The sequence below is a fragment of the Peptoniphilus vaginalis genome, assembly GCF_900176605.1.
GTDB lineage: Bacteria > Bacillota > Clostridia > Tissierellales > Peptoniphilaceae > Peptoniphilus_A > Peptoniphilus_A vaginalis.
Window position 1 is genome coordinate 72,643 of sequence record NZ_FXLP01000003.1, and the last position, 20,417, is coordinate 93,059.

At 32.6% G+C, this 20,417-nt stretch carries 23 protein-coding genes and 3 pseudogenes; 4 read left to right on the forward strand and 22 right to left on the reverse strand.

The window, feature by feature from the left end:
* Positions 1–477: 477 nt before the first annotated feature.
* Positions 478–846: a transposase gene (locus CAN42_RS09125; protein ID WP_280630419.1), complete on the forward strand. Its 369-nt coding sequence runs from the start codon at positions 478–480 to the stop codon at positions 844–846.
* 82 nt (positions 847–928) lie between these two features.
* Positions 929–1,150: pseudogene (locus CAN42_RS09200) on the forward strand (transposase); the annotation flags it as partial.
* 179 nt (positions 1,151–1,329) lie between these two features.
* Here CAN42_RS09200 and CAN42_RS01110 read toward each other — a convergent pair.
* From CAN42_RS01110 to CAN42_RS01155, 10 genes are read right to left on the reverse strand one after another with little or no spacing between them, the layout of a single operon-like run.
* Positions 1,330–2,532 carry an FtsX-like permease family protein gene (locus CAN42_RS01110; RefSeq protein WP_085875176.1) on the reverse strand — a complete coding sequence of 401 codons (1,203 nt, stop codon included), beginning with the start codon at positions 2,530–2,532 and terminating at the stop codon, positions 1,330–1,332.
* The gene (locus CAN42_RS01115) at positions 2,532–2,957 is read right to left on the reverse strand and encodes an FMN-binding protein (protein WP_085875177.1); all 426 of its coding nucleotides are present in this window, start codon (positions 2,955–2,957) and stop codon (positions 2,532–2,534) included. Before CAN42_RS01115 ends, CAN42_RS01110 begins: the two co-directional genes overlap by 1 nt.
* A complete protein-coding gene (locus CAN42_RS01120) occupies positions 2,954–3,673 on the reverse strand; it encodes an ABC transporter ATP-binding protein (protein ID WP_085875178.1) in 720 nt (239 codons plus the stop codon). Before CAN42_RS01120 ends, CAN42_RS01115 begins: the two co-directional genes overlap by 4 nt.
* Before the next feature lie 11 nt (positions 3,674–3,684).
* Positions 3,685–4,833: an ABC transporter permease gene (locus CAN42_RS01125; protein WP_085875179.1), complete on the reverse strand. Its 1,149-nt coding sequence runs from the start codon at positions 4,831–4,833 to the stop codon at positions 3,685–3,687.
* On the reverse strand, positions 4,823–6,106 hold the full coding sequence (locus CAN42_RS01130) for an ABC transporter permease (protein WP_085875180.1): 1,284 nt from the start codon (positions 6,104–6,106) through the stop codon (positions 4,823–4,825). Before CAN42_RS01130 ends, CAN42_RS01125 begins: the two co-directional genes overlap by 11 nt.
* A gap of 8 nt (positions 6,107–6,114) precedes the next feature.
* Entirely contained in the window at positions 6,115–7,398 is a 1,284-nt protein-coding gene (locus CAN42_RS01135) for a DUF2318 domain-containing protein (protein ID WP_085875181.1), read from the reverse strand.
* Positions 7,399–7,434: 36 nt separating this feature from the next.
* Positions 7,435–8,100, reverse strand: a complete 666-nt coding sequence (locus CAN42_RS01140) for an iron transporter (RefSeq protein ID WP_085875182.1) — start codon at positions 8,098–8,100, stop codon at positions 7,435–7,437.
* 9 nt (positions 8,101–8,109) lie between these two features.
* Positions 8,110–9,447 (reverse strand): FTR1 family iron permease, encoded by a 1,338-nt coding sequence (locus tag CAN42_RS01145; protein WP_085875183.1) that lies wholly within the window; start codon positions 9,445–9,447, stop codon positions 8,110–8,112.
* Between the two features lie 2 nt (positions 9,448–9,449).
* A complete protein-coding gene (locus CAN42_RS01150; protein ID WP_085875184.1) occupies positions 9,450–10,127 on the reverse strand; it encodes an ABC transporter ATP-binding protein in 678 nt (225 codons plus the stop codon).
* A complete protein-coding gene (locus CAN42_RS01155; RefSeq protein WP_085875185.1) occupies positions 10,127–10,522 on the reverse strand; it encodes a DUF4418 family protein in 396 nt (131 codons plus the stop codon). Before CAN42_RS01155 ends, CAN42_RS01150 begins: the two co-directional genes overlap by 1 nt.
* Before the next feature lie 154 nt (positions 10,523–10,676).
* Between CAN42_RS01155 and CAN42_RS09205 the strand changes: the two are divergent.
* Positions 10,677–10,907: pseudogene (locus tag CAN42_RS09205) on the forward strand (transposase); the annotation flags it as partial.
* Positions 10,908–11,062: 155 nt separating this feature from the next.
* Here CAN42_RS09205 and CAN42_RS01165 read toward each other — a convergent pair.
* The 10 genes and pseudogenes from CAN42_RS01165 to CAN42_RS01205 all read right to left on the reverse strand — a co-directional run bounded on the left by CAN42_RS01165 (position 11,063) and on the right by CAN42_RS01205 (position 17,447).
* A pseudogene (locus CAN42_RS01165) lies at positions 11,063–11,306 on the reverse strand (FeoA family protein).
* A gap of 17 nt (positions 11,307–11,323) precedes the next feature.
* A complete protein-coding gene (locus CAN42_RS01170) occupies positions 11,324–11,539 on the reverse strand; it encodes a FeoA family protein (RefSeq protein ID WP_085875186.1) in 216 nt (71 codons plus the stop codon).
* Positions 11,540–12,089: 550 nt separating this feature from the next.
* Positions 12,090–12,521 carry an SH3 domain-containing protein gene (locus CAN42_RS09060; protein ID WP_245149825.1) on the reverse strand — a complete coding sequence of 144 codons (432 nt, stop codon included), beginning with the start codon at positions 12,519–12,521 and terminating at the stop codon, positions 12,090–12,092.
* Positions 12,522–12,599: 78 nt separating this feature from the next.
* On the reverse strand, positions 12,600–13,103 hold the full coding sequence (locus CAN42_RS09065; RefSeq protein WP_245149826.1) for a zinc ribbon domain-containing protein: 504 nt from the start codon (positions 13,101–13,103) through the stop codon (positions 12,600–12,602).
* Positions 13,104–13,113: 10 nt separating this feature from the next.
* On the reverse strand, positions 13,114–13,659 hold the full coding sequence (locus CAN42_RS01180; RefSeq protein WP_085875187.1) for an NYN domain-containing protein: 546 nt from the start codon (positions 13,657–13,659) through the stop codon (positions 13,114–13,116).
* 11 nt (positions 13,660–13,670) lie between these two features.
* A complete protein-coding gene (gene rlmB, locus CAN42_RS01185) occupies positions 13,671–14,378 on the reverse strand; it encodes a 23S rRNA (guanosine(2251)-2'-O)-methyltransferase RlmB (protein ID WP_062571434.1) in 708 nt (235 codons plus the stop codon).
* Positions 14,375–15,136, reverse strand: coding sequence for an FAD-dependent thymidylate synthase (thyX, locus tag CAN42_RS01190; protein ID WP_085875188.1), 762 nt, complete (start codon positions 15,134–15,136; stop codon positions 14,375–14,377). The genes rlmB and thyX overlap by 4 nt, the downstream gene beginning before the upstream one ends.
* Positions 15,133–15,540 (reverse strand): Mini-ribonuclease 3, encoded by a 408-nt coding sequence (locus CAN42_RS01195; RefSeq protein WP_085875189.1) that lies wholly within the window; start codon positions 15,538–15,540, stop codon positions 15,133–15,135. Before CAN42_RS01195 ends, thyX begins: the two co-directional genes overlap by 4 nt.
* Positions 15,525–16,922 carry a cysteine--tRNA ligase gene (gene cysS / locus CAN42_RS01200; RefSeq protein ID WP_085875190.1) on the reverse strand — a complete coding sequence of 466 codons (1,398 nt, stop codon included), beginning with the start codon at positions 16,920–16,922 and terminating at the stop codon, positions 15,525–15,527. The genes CAN42_RS01195 and cysS overlap by 16 nt, the downstream gene beginning before the upstream one ends.
* A gap of 36 nt (positions 16,923–16,958) precedes the next feature.
* Complete coding sequence (locus CAN42_RS01205) at positions 16,959–17,447, reverse strand: NUDIX hydrolase (RefSeq protein WP_085875191.1); 489 nt, start codon at positions 17,445–17,447, stop codon at positions 16,959–16,961.
* Positions 17,448–17,727: 280 nt separating this feature from the next.
* On the opposite strand from CAN42_RS01205, the gene CAN42_RS01210 reads away from it, so the two are divergent.
* Entirely contained in the window at positions 17,728–18,228 is a 501-nt protein-coding gene (locus tag CAN42_RS01210) for a hypothetical protein (RefSeq protein WP_085875192.1), read from the forward strand.
* Positions 18,229–18,447: 219 nt separating this feature from the next.
* On the opposite strand, the gene glmL is transcribed toward CAN42_RS01210, so the two are convergent.
* Positions 18,448–19,791 carry a methylaspartate mutase accessory protein GlmL gene (glmL, locus tag CAN42_RS01215; protein WP_085875193.1) on the reverse strand — a complete coding sequence of 448 codons (1,344 nt, stop codon included), beginning with the start codon at positions 19,789–19,791 and terminating at the stop codon, positions 18,448–18,450.
* The gene (locus CAN42_RS01220; RefSeq protein WP_085875194.1) at positions 19,788–20,414 is read right to left on the reverse strand and encodes a cyclodeaminase/cyclohydrolase family protein; all 627 of its coding nucleotides are present in this window, start codon (positions 20,412–20,414) and stop codon (positions 19,788–19,790) included. The genes glmL and CAN42_RS01220 overlap by 4 nt, the downstream gene beginning before the upstream one ends.
* Positions 20,415–20,417: the final 3 nt, after the last annotated feature.

A 20,417-nucleotide genomic window follows, 5' to 3' on the forward strand; every position in this document is an offset into this window, starting at 1 on the left:
CACCACTCTTTTTATTTCCTTACGTGACTTTCATTATATTACTTTATATTTCTATTTCAAGCGATTTACACCAGTTTTAAAAATTTCACATTATTTTCACATTTCGTATTATGAATTAAAATTTCACATATAAAAATTTTTTTTTATAAGTTTTTTCTAATACTACTATTGTTAAAACTTTTATAAAAAAATGAATTTATTATTTTATTTTTTTAATTATTATTAACTAATTGAAAATATTTTACATCAAATAATTTTGTTTAGATTTTAGAAAATATTTCTTACTAAAGTCTTGGGAGATTATTTTTATTTTTTATTTGCGAAACTCCAATCCTTATTCTATAGACTACTCCTTAATAATAAGTTACAAGCTAGCAAATTTTTTAATCTTATTCTCATAAGTATTAGATTTAAATAAAAAGGCTCTATAATATCTGTTGGGAAGTAAAATCTCTAGATGGTTCCAAGCACTCTAGAATTGATATTTTGCCTACTAGGGATAAAAATTTTTTGTTTAGCTATTTTAAAAGTGTTCCTTCCAAGGAGAAACAGGGCCTTAAGTTTTTTGTAAGTGATATGTCCAATACCTTTAAGTCTGTTAAGAATAGGTTCTTTAAAACTTCTATCCATATTGTTGACAGGTATCATTTCATAAGACAAGTTTCCTGGGATTTAGAGAATGTTTGGAAGAGGATTCAAAAGGATATTTCTTCTAAGCTTAGAAAGTATTTTAAGAGAAGTAGATGTTTATTAACAAAGCCTGCTTCTAAGCTTACTTCTGAGAAAGCTAAGAAAGTTTCTTTAATGCTTGGTTTTAGTGAGGATTTAAAATTGCATATAGGTTAAAGGAACTGTTTTACTGTGTGCCCTGTGGGTACCAGTATGTTCTTAGTCAACCCAATAAAGTTAGAGCTGCAAGTCTTTAAGAGAATTGATAAGAAGGGCTGAAGAGTCTAATTTAAAAGAATTTAAAGCTTGCGTCACTGCTTTTAATAACTGGTTTGATGAGATATGTAATTCTTTTGATTATTCTTGGTCTAATGGTACACTTGAAGTTACTCATACTAAGATAAAGGCTTTAAATAGAAATTGTTTTGGTATGAAAAATTTCAATTTGTTTAGAAAAAGAATTATGTTTGCTTGTAAGTAGTGGTTAGGAAAACAGGAAAAATTCGCAAAACCCCTAGGAGTTTTGTTTGCTATGCTTATTTTTAGTAGTTTTTTGTTTTTTTAGAATTGATAATTTAATTAGCGTCTAAGTATTGATTTTTAAATGAAAAGAGAGACTCGAATTAACGAGTCTCCCCAAAATTTGACAAATAGCCTATTTTAATCATTATCTCTTTGCATCAATAATAATTCTACTTTATTTATTTTATTAATAGCAATAATTGAAGATATTGGTCCTAACAAGGTTCCCAAAAATATTACTATTATTAACATTAAAATCATAAGGAATAGATTTGGTCTTAAAAAAGGCATATTTAAAAGTGATGAAAATACATTATTGAAAGTTATACTTAAAACAAAGGAAAGCACAGAACCTATGACTGCACCTGTACCATTAATTAGCATAGATTCAACAAGAACTACTTCACTGAGTTTTTTCTTTGTTGCTCCTAATATCCTTATGGTTGCAAATTCTCTTTTTCTTTCCTTAACTGATAAGGTATTTACAAGACTTAAAATAAAGAAAGCTAGTATCCAAATCAAAGCTATCAATATATACACATATACAAGCATGTTTTTTGCTGAATCTGAAACTTGTGTCATTATTTTTCTTGGCAATAAAGGATACACTTTTTCTTTTTTAAATTCTTCTTTAATAAGCTTTTTAATTGTTTTTGGATCTTTGTTTTTTTCAACTTTTACTAAAATAGAAGATATATCATCTTTTTTTGCCACCGGATGATTAATTATCTTTTCATATTCCTTGGCTAATCTATGAGTTTCTTCTATTGTCATAAAAACTGAATTATCAAAACCCATGCCAGTTTTTGCAAGCCTACCTCTTATATCAAATTCTTGATTAAAAAATTTAACCTTATGATTAATATCCCCCACAATGTTAGCACCTACAACAACTTGCCCAGCTTTAATTGGAGTTTTAATCTGTTTTTCAAGCCAAGGTTTTACACTAAAGTCATCAGAAAAGTCAATTCCTATAACTTGAATGGGAAAAGAACAACATCCAGCAGAAAGTGTAGCTAGATAAACTTGACCACAAGCTTTTTCTATGCCCGGTATTTTTTTTACTCTACTTAATATGTCCTTGTCAAAAAAAAATGTATTAGGTTCTCCCCTTAATATTGCACCTGTAATTTTAGAATCATAACCTTCTGGAACTACTATAATGTCTGCTCCCATCCTATCTGATAAAGATTTCATGCCATTTTTAAGAGAAAAAATTATAAATGATGACATGAATAAAATAAAAGTTAAAATTCCTACAAGTAAAATCAAGGTAATTGATCTTGTCTTCTTATTTTCTATATTTTTTTTTGCTAAATTAATTGTGTATAAATCTTTCATTATTTTGCACCATCAAGAGCATTATTGCAAGCTTCTATAAATTGCTTGTAAGTTTGTGTTGCCCCCGAAATAACGTCCACTCCTTCAGGATTTCCTTTTTCCACTAATCTATCTGGGTATGACTTCGAAAAATTTATAGCTTGTTGGGCTATCTTATATAGTCCTTCATTTTGGCTTTGACCATAAGATTCATCCTTTTCTTTTCCATCTCCATCAATGTTTTGCATTGTGCAAGATTCAATCTTATTGTCTTTAACACTTATATCCACCTTTACAAGTCCGCCTCTTTCATCTTTGGCAGATTCTCCATGATATGTGCCGTCTTTATAGCTTACGCTTGGAGCTTCTTCTTTTTTATCTCCTCCACAAGCAACTAGGACAAGCCCCAAAGAAAAAATCATTAATACATTTAAAATTTTTCTCATATAAACTCCTTAAGTTTTTCATCTTTTTTTACAGTATCAAGAACTGGTCTTTTTCTTTTCATTTTTTCTTCTCTTGAAATTATACCATGTTCAAGAGTTATCATTCTTTCAGATTCTTCACCGACTTCAGGGTCGTGAGTTACAACAATAATTGTTGATCCTGCATTGTGAAGTTTTTCAAATATGTCAAGAACTATATATTCATTCTTTTCATCCAAATTCCCTGTGGGTTCATCGGCTAAAAGTATTGTAGGATGATTAATAAGAGCTCTAGCAATGCATACTCTTTGTTGTTCCCCACCTGATAATTGGTTGGGTAAGTGCTTGGCTCTATCAGCAAGACCTACTGCAGCCAAAGCTTCCATTGCTTCTTGTGCATCTGGCATAGAATGATAATATTGTGACATCATTACATTTTCCAAAGCACTTAAATAATTAACTAAATGAAATTGTTGGAAAATAAGTCCTATCTTATCCCTTCTAATAACTGTTAGTTCCTTAGGTGATTTTTTTGCTATATCTTCACCATCCAAAATAACTTCGCCAAGTGAAGGTTTATCCATGGCACCAATAATATTCATCATTGTTGTTTTACCAGAGCCTGATGGACCCATTATAGAAATCCATTCACCCTTTTCTACACTTAAATTGATTTTGTCAAGGGCTTTAAGTTCACCATAAATTTTTGAAACATCTACGAGTTTTAATATATCCATAAAATTCCTTTCTATTCTCCACGAAGCACTAAAGCTGGATCAATATCAACAGTTTTAGATACTGGTATTAAAGATGCAACTATAGTTATTATTATACAGACAATAATTGTCATAGGTACTAAAAGAGGCAAGAAACTTACCTTTCTAGCAAATACCGAAATACTTACTCTATTGGCAAATATATATCCTAATGCAACACCTAAAAGTCCACCAAAAACCCCCAAAAATGCTCCTTCACCTAAAAAGTCAACAATTACCGACAAATTTGTAGCGCCCAAAGCTTTCTTAAGACCTATTTCTTTACGCCTTTCAGTTACAACAGCCATCATTGTTGTGGATACACATATCATCATTATGAATAATACTATTATCGTTACAATGAAGACAAGAGCTTGTAATTTATTCAAAACTATATCTTGTGAGGCGGTAACTCTTTTTACCATTTGTGGAGTAAGAGATCCATCCTTTTGTGAAATATTTGATACTATTTTTGAAAGATCATTTTGTTCAGCTTCTATTGAATATTCTACGACATCAAAATTTTTGTCTTTAACAAGATGTGAAATATCATCAATACTCATAAAAATAAGTTCTTCTTCTTTACCGCCTGTTGTTACAACTCCTGAAACAACAAAATTAGTATCTATAGAACCTTCTCCATTAACTTTGGGAGTATTTATAATAATTTTATCTCCCTCTTTTAATTCCAAAGCCTTTGAAACTTCATTACCTATTAAAACTTCTCTAGGCTTTTCAGGCCATGAACCATCAATAAGCCAGTATGGAGAATTTTCTTTCGCTCCCTTTAAATCTGTACCTGCAAGCATATAAGGTTGTTCATTAATTTTTGCATTTGTATAAATATAGGGTGCCTGACCTACAAGCTTTCCCGATGGAATTAACGTTTTAATTTCATCTAACTGTTCATTGGTAATTTTTTTATCAGGGTTAGTAGGAATTACCAACATATTTGCACCATAAGACCTAAACTCCTTACCCATTTGTCTAGGAATATCATAGTAAATAGTAACAAGTCCTGAAATAATTGTTGCTCCCATAGCTATAGCAAGTAGTGCTGTTAACATTCTTGCACGTCTCCTTGCCAAGGAAGTCATTATCATTTTTAAGTAAAATTTATTTTTACTTTGTTTATCTGCCATGTAGTACCTCCGTTGGATTTAAATTCAAAAGGTATCTTATAGCTGGTATTGAACCCAAAATTGTAACAAGAATAATAAGTATTGCTACAATAGGAACTACCATAGCTGTTGGAGCTATTGCTGAGCCAAAAACTGTTAGACCAATAATCTGAGTAAGTAGCAGACCAACTCCGTAACCTATAACTGTTCCAAATATCGCCGTCAAAATTATTTCCAGAAGAATTATGCAAATTATCCTTCCATTTGACGCCCCTATAGCTTTTTGAAGTCCAATTTCATTAGATCTTTCCATTACAGATGCTGTAATAAGATTAGAAATACCAAAGCCTGAACCAATCAAAGTTAATACTGTAATTAAAACCATAAGAAGAGTAGTCTTATTTAAAATATCTCCTTCACTTTCTGCAACTTGGCGAATTGGCTTAGCTACAGAATCAGTCATTACTTCTGTTATTTGATAACAAATAGCAGAAACATAAGCTGTACAATACCATACTTCCCATTCCTTAACAGTTAAAGATAGTGGGTTTTTGGCAGCCTTTCTTGCTAAGTCATTGTCTGGTGTAGTAAGAGCTGATACTTCAACTTTATTTACAACTCCAGTAACTCCAGCAAATTCTTGTGCTGTTTTTAAAGTAGCATAAATAAATGCATCTTCATCAGAACCTGATGAGAAAATACCCTTAACTTTTAATTTTTTGTCTAAATTATTGCTTTTTAGTTGGATTTCATCACCAACTTTAAATCCATTTCTGTCTGCAAAAATCTTTCCAAGCATAACTGAATCGCTATCATTTTCTGATAACCACTCACCTTGAACTTCCCACCAGTTTTTAAGTCTAATCATACCAGTATCAACTGACTCTCCAGTAGGCAAATCCATATGATTATTAAACCATGTTCCTACCATCTTAGTATGTTTAGAATCATTATTACAAGAAACCCAAGTGTTAAGATATGGCGTATAGTCTACAATATTGTAAGCCCAAAAAATAGTTTTAATGTTAGGAAGTTCTGATTCCTTTAAATATTTTTGAACCTGCCCCTCTTTTTCTTGCATGCCATACAAATCATCAAGAAGAGAAGCTTCCTTAGGCAATACGTTAATATTTGCTCCATAAGTCTTTAATTCTTGATTAACTTTATCTCCAACACCGAGCATGGTATTTAACATTGAAGTGGCAAGAGAAGCTCCAAGGGCAACTGTAAATGCAATAAGAGCCATCTTTCCTTTTTGTCTAAAAAGTGCTCCTTTAACTATTCTCCAAAACATAAGCCCTCCTACTTAAATACATTAGACAATGCGTCAAGATCTTTTGGCGCAATCTTTATCTTTTTATCATGGACAATGTATGGGAAAGGTATTGGGTTACATCCACCCTTAAAACCTATTGTACCCCTATTCATTACAACGTCGCACAACTTACAAATAATATCATCGCCTCTTTCAAAATATCCTGATGGACCACATATCTCGCAAGCATCAAGTACAACTCCATAAGAACCTTCTGATTTTTTAATACAGAAAAATCTCATTTGTGTACCATCCTTTGCCTTATACAAATATCTGTGCAAATGCATATCCTCTAAACTACTTAAAGGAATAACAATCATTCCATTTTCAGTTTGATAATCTTCTGGTGGTGAAAGAGCCTGTTCCTTATTAGCATATGCCTTTCCAGCCGTTAATGAAAAAGTATTAATAAATAAAACGACAAGGAAAAAAATTGCCCAACGTCTTTTATTCTTCATTCTATACTTTATTTTTCTTAACTGAGCTCTATTGCTATATTCTTCATTAACTTTAATATTTTGCTTATATAAAATTACTGGAATAGCAATCATAATTAACATTGTTGCAAATAAAAACACATTTTCGTGATTAGCTATAAATGCAATAACTCTAAAAAAGTTAACATTTCTAGGAATAATCCCTTTAGAATAAAACCTTTGAATTATGATATTAAATTGGCTGATACCCGAACATACCAAGCTCAAAAAAACAATAATCTTTAAGTTTTTACCTTCAAGTTTAACTGAAGACTTATATATAGCAAGCCCTGATAAAATCATCATGATTATCCCAAAAACAAAGCCTAAAATCCTAAAAAGTACAATAGTTGAAACAGCACTTTCGCCATAATATACAAATTTGTTTGATTGGTTAAATACATACGGTAAATAATAAAAACAAATTCCTACAAGATAAACAACAACCGATGATGAAATGAAATTATCATAAATTTTAGCATTTATCTTATCTTCAAATATCATAAAAATTAATATTAAAAATACTGAGATAACTATGGGTACCATAGACCAGAAATTCAATTCTGTTCTATTAATAAAATTAGGTATATTTCTTATAATTATTGAAACAATTGCTGCAATTACCCCTAAAACTAAAGAAATTATAATAACATACTTTTTATATTTGCTCTCTTTAGTTGTATAATAGGCAAGTATTAAAGAAATCATTAGAGAAAAGGCTATTCCCGCCTCCATAACTTTAATAAAAATTTTTAAAATAATTTCACCCCCTATAAATGCATATAAGGGGAACATGAATTCCCCTTCAAAATATTAAAAATTTTCAAAATTTTACCATTGTGGTCCGTTCCATTCGAAGTCAGTCCATTCTGCAACAAGTGGTTCTGTCCAGAATCTACCTGTTACACCAGTTTCTTTATCTACGTGTAGTAAGTAGTCATTTCCTGGTGCAGCTACTTCGAATTTTACATCATAAACACCAACACCTTCGTCAAATTTAACATTTGCACCATAGTGTGGACCATCAGATGCGTTCATTGGCATTAAAGCTACTTCTTGAACATGGTCTGAACCTTTCTTTTGTAAATAAGCTTTTACTTTTAACCATGGAACAAAATCACCAACACCATAACCTAATGTTGAACCTTCTTGTGATGCTGTAATGTCAGCTTCAATATGGCAGTCAGCTTCTTCTTTAGGAATTGAGTTTCCTGCTGGTTCCATATCAACTGGTTGGAAATATACACCAGAGATTACTAAAGGTCCTTTAGTTTGGTCATCGCCAATTGGAAATTCTTCAAATCCTTTACTTTCTCCTGGAGCTGCAGCTTTTGCATCTCCTGCTTCTTTCTTGTTTCCTTCAGCTGGTGCTTTTTCTTCTGTAGAAGTTTTAGCTGCATTATTAGCTTTTGTATCTTCTTTTTTACCACAAGCTGTAAACATTAATGCACCCACAAGCGTCATAACAACAAGAAATAAACTTTTCTTTTTTAACATAATACCCTCCTATTTTTTTTCTTGGCTGGCTTCAAGCTCAGCTCTAATTTTTTTGTTTCTATTATTTTGATAGATAACAGAAACAATGGTTACTACTAATAGAATAATTTGTGGAATAAGATTTTCATACCTATCATATATACCTATAACTTCAGCAGACCATCCATTCATCCAAGGAACTACAGTTCTGCCAATTACATCTGCTTCTTGTAATTCTCCTATGCCCTTTCCTAAGAAAGACAAGCAAAGTATAAACATTAGCCAAGAAGTAAATGTAAAGAATGGTTTTAATGGTAGCCTTACAGAAACTTTAGCAATTAAATAATATACAATTGCAAGTATTATGGCGGCAACTAAAAGTCCAATCCACATATGCATTGGATTATCAGAAATACCTGTTCTCATACCTTGGAAAAACAAAATAAGTTCTGCACCCTCTCTTGCTACTGCTAAGAATGAAGTGAAAGATAAGGCAAAATAATTACCCTTGGAAACAGATTGTTCAACTTTGTTTTTAATGTATCTATTCCAAACTTCAACTTCAGATTTAGAAAGCATCCAATTGGATACATAAAATAGTACGATAACAGCAAGAAACATCGCAATTCCTTCGAATATTTCTTGTCCCATTCCTGACTCAACTTCTCCCACTGTATTGGCGATGATATTAAATGCTCCAGCTAGGACTACTGAAAAAACAATGCCTAGCAAGGCTCCAATATATACACCTTTTAAATAAATTCTATTATTAGTCTTTGATAAATATGCAGCAATGGCAGCTACAACTAAAATGGCTTCAAGTCCTTCACGAAGTGTAAGTCCAAGAACTGCAAAAAATGTGCCAAATCTTTTTAGCAACTCTCCCAACAATTGACCTGTTGAAAGGCTGTTTGCATCTTCTTGACTTTGACCACTGGACTTAGAATCTCCAGAGGTTCCATCAAGAGTATTAGCATCTTCATGAAGATAAGTTATAAGTGCATCAATTTCATCTTTAACTTCTTTTGGGTCTGCATCTTCTTTGATAGAATTTTTTGCTCTGTAAAATTGATGTTCAACCATTGAACCTCTTTGACCTGAAATTGCAGACATAGTTGTTTTTTCAAATCCTATTTTTTCATAGAATTTAAAGTAAGCAACATTAATTGCATCTGTGGCTGCTTTTTTAGCATCCTTATCTCCAGGCTTGTAAACTTCCACAGCTTTTTGTAAATGTTCTGACATAGCATCAGCGACTTCAACCCAGTTATCATAATTTGTTTCTGCTGCAAAAGCAGGTATGAAAGTGAGGCTAATCATGATTACTATCATTGCGAAAATGCTAGTCCTTTTCCTTAATAAATTCATCTCTATCCCTCTTTTTTTATTAAACTTCCATCTTCCATTTGGCAAAGTGTATTTCCATATTTTAAAATATCAAGCTCATGAGTAACTATAATAAGTGCAGTACCTTTTGAATTTATTTTTTTTAATAAATCCATTATCTCTATAGTAGTATTTTTATCCAAATCACTTGTAGGCTCATCTAAAATCAAAAGTTCCGGCGAATTAATCATAGATCTGGCTATCAGCACTCTTTTTAGCTCTCCTCCAGATAAATTTTTAGGAAAATCATCTTTCAAATGCAAAATTCCCATCTCATCAAGAAGCATAGCTGCTTTTTCATAAGCAGAGTAATCTCTTTTAAATAGATAATAAGGAAGAGACACATTCTCTAAAACATTTAAATTTGGAAGTGTTCCTAGACTTTGTGGTACAAAACCTATGATTTCATTCCTATATTTGCTAATTTCTCTATCAGAAAAATCACTCATATCTTTGCCCTTAGCAAAAATTTTACCTTCAGTCGGTTTTAATAAACCAGACAAAAGATTTAAAAAAGTTGACTTCCCTGAACCACTTCTGCCAATTATATTGACAAAGTCTCCCTCCTTCAAGGTAAAGCTTACATTTTTAACTGCAAAAAGTGTATTAGAACCTCTCTTAAAACTCTTACTTAAATTTTCAGTTCTAATTATTGATTCCATTATGAATTTCTTTCTTTCATAAAATAATAAATATTAACTAAAACCAATATGACTGACAACAATGTGCAAAATGGAATGGTTCTTGCTCTGCAAGCCATATCAGCTTTCATACATCCACCAATAAGCACATGAGCGTTTAGTATCTCTAAAATACCAATTGCTATATTTGAAATAGATAATCCTAAAGATATTTTTGAATCTTTAACTACAATAAGAATGATTGCTAATACTAAAATGACTGCGCCAATACCCATAGTCATATTTCCCATCCAGTGGCATTTCATGAACATCCCATCTTCCATAGGAGGGCAAACGGGTGTTATAAATTTTGGTGCAAGCACTAACAAGAGACCTATAATAGCAGAAATATATCCTAAAATCTTCTTTCTATTCATTTTAATCATCCTTTCTTTTTATATTTATTAATAACATTGTAACATAAAAACGCGTTTATATTTTTTTGAAAATTACATCAATTAAATATAAATTTGTAATTAATATTACTTAATTACTATTTTTAATTATAGTATGTAATTTCGCCAAACTTTTACAAGATTTTTCAGAAATATATTTAATAAACATTTAAAAGAATTTAGATCTTGTGTCACTTCTTTTAATAAGTGGTTTGATGAAATATGCAATTCTCTTGACTATCCTTGGTCTAATGGTCTTCTTGAAGGCACACATACTAAGATAAAAACTTTAAAGAGAAATTGCTTTAGTATGAAAATTTTTAATTTATTTAAAAAAAGAAATATGTTTGCATTTAAGTGGCGATAGGAAAAAGGGGAAATTCACAAAACCCCTGGGGGTCTTGTTGCTATGCTTATTTTTAATGGTTTTTTAGTTATTTTGGATTTGAGCTAGTTAAGTCGTTGAAAAGAGTGGACTTACTACTTTTGGGGTTTCCGGCAAGTGCAATAGCAATAGCCATCTTAGTCCTCCTTATTTTCTATCTCTTCAATTGCAATTAACTCAGCATCTGCTTTTCTAGTGCTAAGTTCATAATTCCTAATATTAATTTGCACAGGATCGCCTAGTGGAGCTACCTTCCTTATATAGACTTCTGAATTCTTTGTAATACCCATGTCCATTATCCTTCTTTTTAAAGGACCAGAACCATTGATTTTTTTTAACGATGTAGTATTTTCCTACAACTGCATCCTTTAGTGTAATCAATTCTTGCAACTCCTCTACTAATATTTTTTTGCAATATCTTTTCCTAATGCAACTCTAGAATCTTTAACATATACAATTAAACTACCATCGTTCTCATTAACAACTTTTATAACTGCGTCTTTGACAAAACCAAGGTTTGCCAGGTGGGACTCAGTTATATTACTATCTCCTAAAGACTTAATCCTTAAAATCTTATAATTATCATTTAAGGGTGCCATTACTAAGCTAAGCATTTAACCACTCATTTCTAATTTTAATTTTATTAAGCTTTAATCAATATTTGAGTTTGATTATCATTTGCTTAGACATTATACCATAGTTAACTGAAAATTTAAATCAATACGCTTGATTTTTTTAACATAATAAAATAATTAATATTGTTAACATCCTTAAAAAAATTTTGTTTTAAAAAAATATTCTCTCTTAATTAAGAGATAGCTATTACTTATTTATTAAAATATACTTTCTTATTATTAACTAAGATATAATTCCTTACTCCTTCATCAAAATTCACTTTCTTATTATTAACTAAAAATAATTTCTTACTTCTTCATCAATATTCACTTTCTTCTTATTAACTAAAAATAATTTCTTACTTCTTCATCAATATTCACTTTCTTCTTATTAACTAAAAATAATTTCTTACTTATTTATTAAAATATATTTCTTCTTATTAACTAAAGTATAATTCCTTATTTATTAAAAAATTTTTCTGCTATTAAATAATTTCTTTCTATTATGTAGAGCACAAAAAAAGACAGCCTCTCGACTGTCTTAACTTTATTATTTTGCTTCGCCGTTTAATGTCCTGTAGCTTATCCATCCGTCACCAACGTTACACCAAGTTCTTCCATCTGAACGTCTAGTGTCGTAAACATAAACTGGGTCACCTCTATGAAGAACATAAGAGATGCTGTAGGCAAATCCAGGTCCACTTCTTACATTCGCCTTGCCTGAAGTTACAAATTGATATGTGTCAACTAGGCTTGACACTTCACGATTTTGAAGTCTTTGTATCTGAGCTTCTAGCTCATCAGCTCTGGCCTTTTGCTTTGTGGCTTCACTTTCTTCTTGAGTCTTATTATCGTTGTTTGTCTTTTCAAGATTTAAATCTTCTAGCATCTTTTTAAAATCTGCGTTGTCAGGATCAACAGTAAGGTATTCATTTAACCTATTAATAGCTCCTTCATAATTATTATTAGCTTTAAGTTGCATTATTTCAGACTTAATTCCATCGTAGTTTTTCTTAATAAGTCCATCAACCTTTTCTCTAAGTTCATCATCGTCTTCAGTTTAAATTTCCTTTAGGTTGGCAAGAGAAGTTTCATAGTCTCTCTCTTCATATTTCTTATTGGCCTTATTTAAAAGGTCCTTAGTTTCTAACATCTTATCAATCTTGTTGATTTCATCTAAGTACTTTTTATCAGATGACTTTTCATAAAGTTGGCTAAATTTTTCTCTTGCTTCCTTATAATTCTTTGCTTCTAGATTAGCATTTGCAGATGTTTCAAGTTTTGAGTACTTGTACTTGCTAAAGCCAAAATTAAATATCAGAGAGAATACTATTAATCCCACAACAACTAATCCAAAGACTAGACCCTTTTGTTTTAAGCCCATGGAATTATCTTTAAAAGAATTATTTTTTACTATCTTAGTATCGTCTTCTTCATAATAACTGTGACCCTTATTTATAATTTCTGTTTTAGAGAAGTCTCTATCTTCTCTTAAATCGTGACCACAGTCCATACAAAATAAAGCATCTTCTTTATTTTCTTTTCCACAATTTCTACACTTCATCTTAAGCCTCCTAACTTTTTTTCTTTGAAATATCCTGCTTTAATTGTATAAGTTTATGAATTACATCTTCATCAAGGGCTGTAACCCTTTCTTCCTTTAGTCTCTTGGCAAGATAATTGACCTTGTTTTTGGAATGATTTACTTCAGCCTCAAGCTCCCTAGCAGAAATCCTCGTTCCACCACGAGATAAAATTATTTGCTGCTCCACATTGTCACTTGTGGCTACACGAACCTTGGTGAGCCTTCCTATTACATCTAGCTGTCTTTCAATATAATGGTCTGCTGTTTCAAACTCCTTGGTAAAGATTATGTCAATCCCGTCTTTCTTATAAGTATTGCCGCCAGATTTTTTTACCAAGTAGGCATCAAAGACTAGGATTATGTGCTCCCTACTTATGTGAGAAAATTCAATCATTATATCAATTAATTCATTCCTCGCATCTTCAAGGGATACGTTTTTCAATTCTATTAAGGGTTGCCAAGAATTTATTATATTGTATCCATCTACAAAGAGATAGTTTACATCTCTTCTATACCTACTTGCTCGCCTTCTCATTTTTTTCTCTGTTATCTTCTAATCTCATACATTACAATTGCTGCTGCAACTGAAGCGTTAAGGGAATCAAAGTCAGAGAAGTTTGGAATAGTTATGGTCTTGTCTGAGTTCTTCAAAATATTTTTTGAAACTCCCTTGCCTTCGTTGCCTATAACTATTGCTGCCTTGCCAGAGAAGTCACACTCTCTTATATCTTCTCCCTCAAGGTCCGTTGCATAAATCCAAAAGCCTGCTTCCTTTAACTTGTCAATGGATTGAGAAATATTTGAAACCTTGCAGACATCAATGTCATAAATTGCGCCTGCAGAAGATTTTACTACAGTGTCGTTTACTGTTGCTGCCCTCCTATTTGGGAAGATTATGGCGTCAATGCCAAAGAAGTTACAACTTCTTGCTATTGCTCCAAAATTGTGAGGGTCTTCTATCTTATCAAGTATGAAAATACTTGCGTCTTCCTTGCCTTCTAACTTTCTCATTAGGTCTTCAAGCTCAATGTATTCAAAGTCACTTACAAGAGCAACCACTGCTTGGTGGTTTTTTGTGCCAGCAAGTTCTTCTAGCTTTTCATTGTCACTTGTAACTGTAGGGACCTTTGCATCTCTTGCCATTCCAAGGATTTTTTTAATAGACCCGCTGGCATTTTTCCCTACATAAATTTTTTCTACTTCTTCATTTTTAATGGCCTCCATAACGGGGCCTCTTCCATATATATATTTCATTTTAAATTCTTAAACTTCTCTCTAATTTCCTTTGCCTTGCCACAAGTCATTTTACCTTCAGGGCAGGGTCCACTTACGCAGCCTGGTCCTTCGTCCCTAAATAGAAGTGGTGCTACTTCCTTTACTTCTCTTAACATTTCTGTTGCAAGGTCTCTGATTTCCCATTGGGCTCTTTCGCAACATCTAACTGTAAAGAAGTGTTGGAGAGTTCTAACATTCATTGTGACAACAATTTTTGTCTCACAAGCATTAGGGAAGACATACCTAGCATCTTCTATAGACATTTTTTCCACAGACTTTCTTGCCTTGGCTTCATCCATTCCCTCTGCTATTAGTGGTCTTGCATTTTCTTCCACTAATATTTCAACTAGCTTGTCGTAGTCCTCTTGGTCCCTCTTCATAGCTTCTATAAAAACTTTTTTCGCTTCCTCATTTCTTTCGATTTGAGGTGGAATAATGTATTCAAAGGAATCAAGTTTTACATACCTTTGTGATTGTTGTGAATAGGATGCAATTCTATGCCTTACAAGTTGATGAGTAAGAGTCCTTGAAACTCCTTCAATAGCAAAGGTAAAGCTAACATGTTCAAGTGGTGATAGGTGAGAAAAAGACAAAAGTCTATTTAAAAACTTTTCTGTAGATTCTTCTGTTAAATTTTCCGTAATTTCTTCAACACCAACTCTTGAATAGCAAAGTTTAGCAGCCGCAGCAATAGTCTTGTCTGGATCCATTGTGTGGGAAATAATTTTTACCTTCATCCTATCATCTCCTTAAATAAGTCTCTAATCCTATCATATCTCTTTAAGAGGTAGAGGTAGCCATAAAGAGCCTCCACGCCAGTTGCAATCCTATAATCTATAGGGTCTGCATTCTTTGGAACTGTGTGGGACTTGGCATTTCTTCCCCTCTTATAAATTCTCTTTTCATCTTCTGTTAAAATATCTTCTATTTTTTCAAAAAGGTCTCTTTGGCCCTTGGCCCTCACATACTTTATGCTTTCCCTGTGAAGCTTGTTGGGGTTCTTTCTTATGTCCAAGATTTCACTCCTGACTAAGATTTCAAAACAAGCATCACCTATATAGGCTAGGGCAAGGGGACTTAGCTCCCTTACCTCGGCTTCAGTGTAATTTTTGACTTCTAAAAAACTTAAATTCTCTTCCAAGTTGTTCCACTTCTCGTATCTTCTATTTCAATTCCCATATTCTTTAACTCATCACGAATTTCATCAGCCCTAGCAAAGTCCTTGTTCTTTCTTGCTTCATTTCTTTCCTTGATAAGTTCTTCAATGTCGCCTGAGATTTCTTCTCTTTCTTCTTCCATTATTCCAAGGACCCTAGTAAGCTTTTTAAGAAGTTCTAAGGATTTTTCAAGAACTTCCTCGGAAGAATTTTCATCAAGATTTAAGTTGATGTCCTTAACAAGATCAAAGATTGCAGTAATGGCATCAGCAGTGTTTAAGTCATCTTCCATGGCTGTTTCAAACTTTTCTATGTGCTTGTCATAGCCCTTTAATAAATTTTCTTCCTCTTCTGTGATTTTTTCTACAGAAGTTTTTTCTATGGCATCTTCAAGCTTGTACTTTGCATTGTAAAGTCTCTTGCTTGAATTTTTTGTTTGTTCCATTACTTCTCTTGAGAAGTTAATTGGCGAACGGTATTGAGTTGTTAAAAGGAAAAATCTCAAAACTTCTAAGTCAAACTCATCAGAAATTTCTCTAACTGTGAAGAAGTTACCCTTGGATTTTGACATCTTTTCGTTGTCAACAGTTATCATTCCATTGTGGAGCCAGTAGTTGGCAAAGGGAACCCCGTTGCAAGTTTCTGATTGGGCAATTTCATTTTCGTGGTGAGGGAACTGTAGGTCCTCGCCACCAGTGTGGATGTCGATGTTATCTCCAATAATAGTCTTTGCCATTACAGAACACTCAATGTGCCAGCCAGGTCTACCTTCTCCCCAAGGTGCCTGCCAGAAGGGTTCTCCTTCCTTTTTATTCTTCCAAAGAGCAAAATCTTGTGGGTTTTTCTTGTTGTCATTTATATCGACCCTGTGACCAGAAATTAGGTCATCGAGATTTTTCTTTGAAAGCTTGCCATAGTCCTTGGCATGGCTAATGTCAAAGTAGACATCTCCATTGGAAACATAGGCTGCTCCCTTGTCTATTAGGGTTTGGACGAAGTCAATTATTTCATCAATGTGTTCAGTTGCCCTAGGATTTATAGTTTCATAGTCATAAAGGTGAAGACCACCTGCATCCTTCTTAAATTCTTTTATATATCTTTCAGCAATGTCAGAAACCTTAACGCCTTCATCATTTGCCTTGTTAATCATCTTATCGTCAATGTCTGTAAAGTTAACAACAAATTTAACCTTCATCCCCTTGTATTCAAAGTACCTTCTCAAAGTGTCAAAGACAACAAGAGGTCTTGCGTTACCAACGTGGATAAAGTTGTAAACAGTTGGTCCACAGTTGTAGATTCCAACTTCACCTTCCTTAATAGGAACAAAGTCCTCCTTCTTCCTACTTAGAGTATTGTATAATTTCATAAATCCTCCTATAAAAAAACGCCTCACTTGAGACGATTATATACCTCTGAAAAATTTTTCGTAGTAATCAAGTCCAATAAAAGTTTTGTCTTCAATCATTCTTTGAATCTTTTCCACGCTGGCTAAGTCAACATCCATAACCTCTTCCTCCTGCATGACTATTTCATCAAGAGAAATATTTTTACGCACTAGAAAAATATAAAATATTGTGTTTTTTTCAGTGATAATCCTCTTGAGTCTAAGTTCATCTTCACTTATATCAACGCCAAGCTCTTCTTTGAACTCACGGACCATACCCTCCTTGGGAGTCTCTCTCGATATAACAGACCCACCAGCAGAGCAGTACCACATGCCAGCAAAGGATTTTTTATTAAGAGACCTTCTCTGGATAATAAAATTTCCATCATCTCTTAGGATCCATCCCTCAACTATAAGGTGGTAATCACTATTTTTAAGACGCTCGCCCTTTCTTATGGCTCGCCTCTTCCATTTTCCTTTTTTATCATATACATCCCAATATTCCACGACAAAACTCCTTATAGATATTTTACACTATTATTAGGCTTTTTTAAAGATTATAAGGACTTTATTTGAGTAAAATTGAACTTAAAAATACTGGTATATTTCCTATGATTTTTTATGATTTTTTTCCTATAATCTGACATTATTTTTCTCAAAATTTTAAACAAGTATGAAAAGCTTCCACATATAATTTGATTTCATCAATGTAAATTATAAAAATAGATAGAAGTCTGATTTAGTTACTTTTACAACTTATGTTATAATGGGATAAAGAGGTGATAATATGGACTTTCAAAAAGTACTTTTAATTATATTTTTGTTGGGATTTATCTCTATTAATTTTAATATTCCAAAATTTAAAAAGAGTATCGATGATTTAGATACAATTGCAACAAATATTCAGTTTACCTGCATGCTGTTTGCCTTGCTCTTAAATCAAATGAAAATTTTTTCCTTAATTATGATTCTTGGACTTATTATAAGTGTTTGCAATAATAAGGCTAAGAGTCTTAAGCCAATCTTTTTTGAACTCATTATATTGATTATCTTGCCCCTACTTATTACTTTTGATTTAGGCATCTTTGTTCCTCTTACTGAATCTGGCTTTACAAGATCTTCTGATATTTATTTGGGACTCATACTTACCCTACCTGTTTTCTTCTTAAACCTATATAAGTTTTCAAAGCTCGAAGCTGTGACTAAAAAATATTTTATTAGCTTTCTTTTACTTAATTTAATTCTCTATGCTGAAAATTATTTTTTGGTGTTTAAATCTATAAAATAAAATATTAAAAACATAAACGCTGCTTGTATTGTTTTTCAAGTAGCGTTTTTATTGTCTTAGTAATTTTTAAATTTTATTTTCATTCAAAGGTCACAAGCACTTAAGCAAAAAAATTTTTTAATTTCTTTAAGCTCAACGAAAATTATTTCTTTAACTTAAGAAGCTAAGAAATTTTTTCAAAAAAAAGAAGCTACCAAACTTGGTAACTTCTAAAAGTTTTTATAATTCTTTAAGATATTTCTTTAATAATTTGTATGAAGCTTCTTCATCCACAGTAGAAATTAGTCCAGCTGATGATAGGATATACTCCTTATCTAAATAAGTTTTTACGTCCCTGTTAATTAGATATTTTTCATCTAAGTCCTTAATGGCTGATAGGATTTTCTTTGGCTCATTAGAATTAATGAGCGATCCACCAGTGCCAATAAACATTTCTGCTGGTCTCAAATCTTTTCCATACTGCTCATAAATAGTTCTAGTAGGTGTTTTAATTTTTTTTATGTGCCCAACGTGTCTCATAAGGGAAGTATGAGTTGCTATATAACACAAGACATTGTCAAAGAATAGGTCTTCTTCATTGTCTGGAATATAGCTAGTATGGTTAAAACGAAATTCAGTTTCTTCCTTGGCATCTTTTATTCCAAACTTTAAGAAGGGCTCTTCTCCAACTGACTCATAAAGAGCAGTTGCAGAGTACCTCATACCCATATCGCCTTCAACCGTTCTCTTTTCATAGGGCTCATCAATGGGAGGTGAGATGACATTTTCTTCTCCATAATAAGTTTTACCTATGGAATGAATATCTGTAGTTGCCCCGCCTATGTCAACGGATAATATAACCTTATCCAAGTATTTGGCGTAGACTGACATTGCCTTTTGAACTGCAACTGGAGTTGGCAATAATATTTCAAAATCTTGACTTAATAAATCAATCCCCTTTGCATGGGCGATAGTCTTAATGAAAAGATCTCCAATTGTCTGTCTAAGTGGCCTATAATTTATTGTGTTTGTTGTCGGCATGACATTTTCTGTGAAGTCACAAGGGACATTAGCTTTTGTAAAGATGTCCCTTATTTCTTCATGAGTGTCAATATTTCCTGCCACAACTACAGGAGTCTTAAGTGACCCCTTTGCAAGTTTCTTTGCATTGTAGATTATGTTGTCCTTGTTGCCGTGGTCAGTTCCACCACATAAGACTATGATATCAGCACCAGCAGATTTTATTTCTTCTACTTCTTCGTCCTTGAGTTCGTAGGAATAAACATTTAAAATCCTGGCACCACTTGATAGTGACGCAAGTCTTGCAGCGTCAGTAGTAAGGCTTTTTGAAAAACCTATGGCTATGACCTTTAGTCCTCCTGATGCTGAAGAACAACCCAATATTTTATCATATTTAACATCAGAGATTTCTCTTAGCTTTTTATAAGCCTTGTTAAAGCCTTCTCTAACATCGGTCTCCACAGTAGTATAACTTGAAGCTCCAGCCAAAATTACATTTTTACTTGTATCCACTAAATGCAACTTTGTATAAGTTGATCCAACATCGACTAAAAGATAAATCATGCTAATTTTTCATCTACCACTTTCATAATTTCTGCGTGATTCTTTTCTACAATCTTTCTTGTAGCAGCCATTTTTTCTTCAAGTTCGTGTCTGTAATTTTGATCCTTAAGTGAGTTAAGGTTGATGATTACATTTAAGAAAGCTCCGTGAACTGCAGCTTCAATGTTTAATAGAGCTACCGCTACGTCAGTGATTGCATTTGAATTACCTTTTTCAGCAAGTTCTCTTGCGTAATCGTATAATTCAGTAACTTTCATTCCAAGTCCAAGAGGTACTTCAATTGCATTTCTGTATCCTTCTTGAATTTTTTCTGATCTTGCTGCCTTTTCTTCTTCAGTTTCCTTAGGAAGTTTCATAGCGTCCATAACTCCATTAAAAGAGTTAGCGTCTTTGTCGATTCCATCAACAAATTCGTCCTTGTATTTTAAAAGTTTTGCTTGAAGTTCTTCCATTCTTTCAGAAACGTCCATATATTTTTTCTTGCCAACAGTTAGTCCTGCAACCATTGCAAGAAGTGAAGCAGCCATTGATGCATTTAGGGCAGCAATAGATCCACCACCAGGTGCTGGTGAATCTGAAGCTGTTTCATTTGCAAATTCTACTATATTTAAATCTTTAAGCATTTT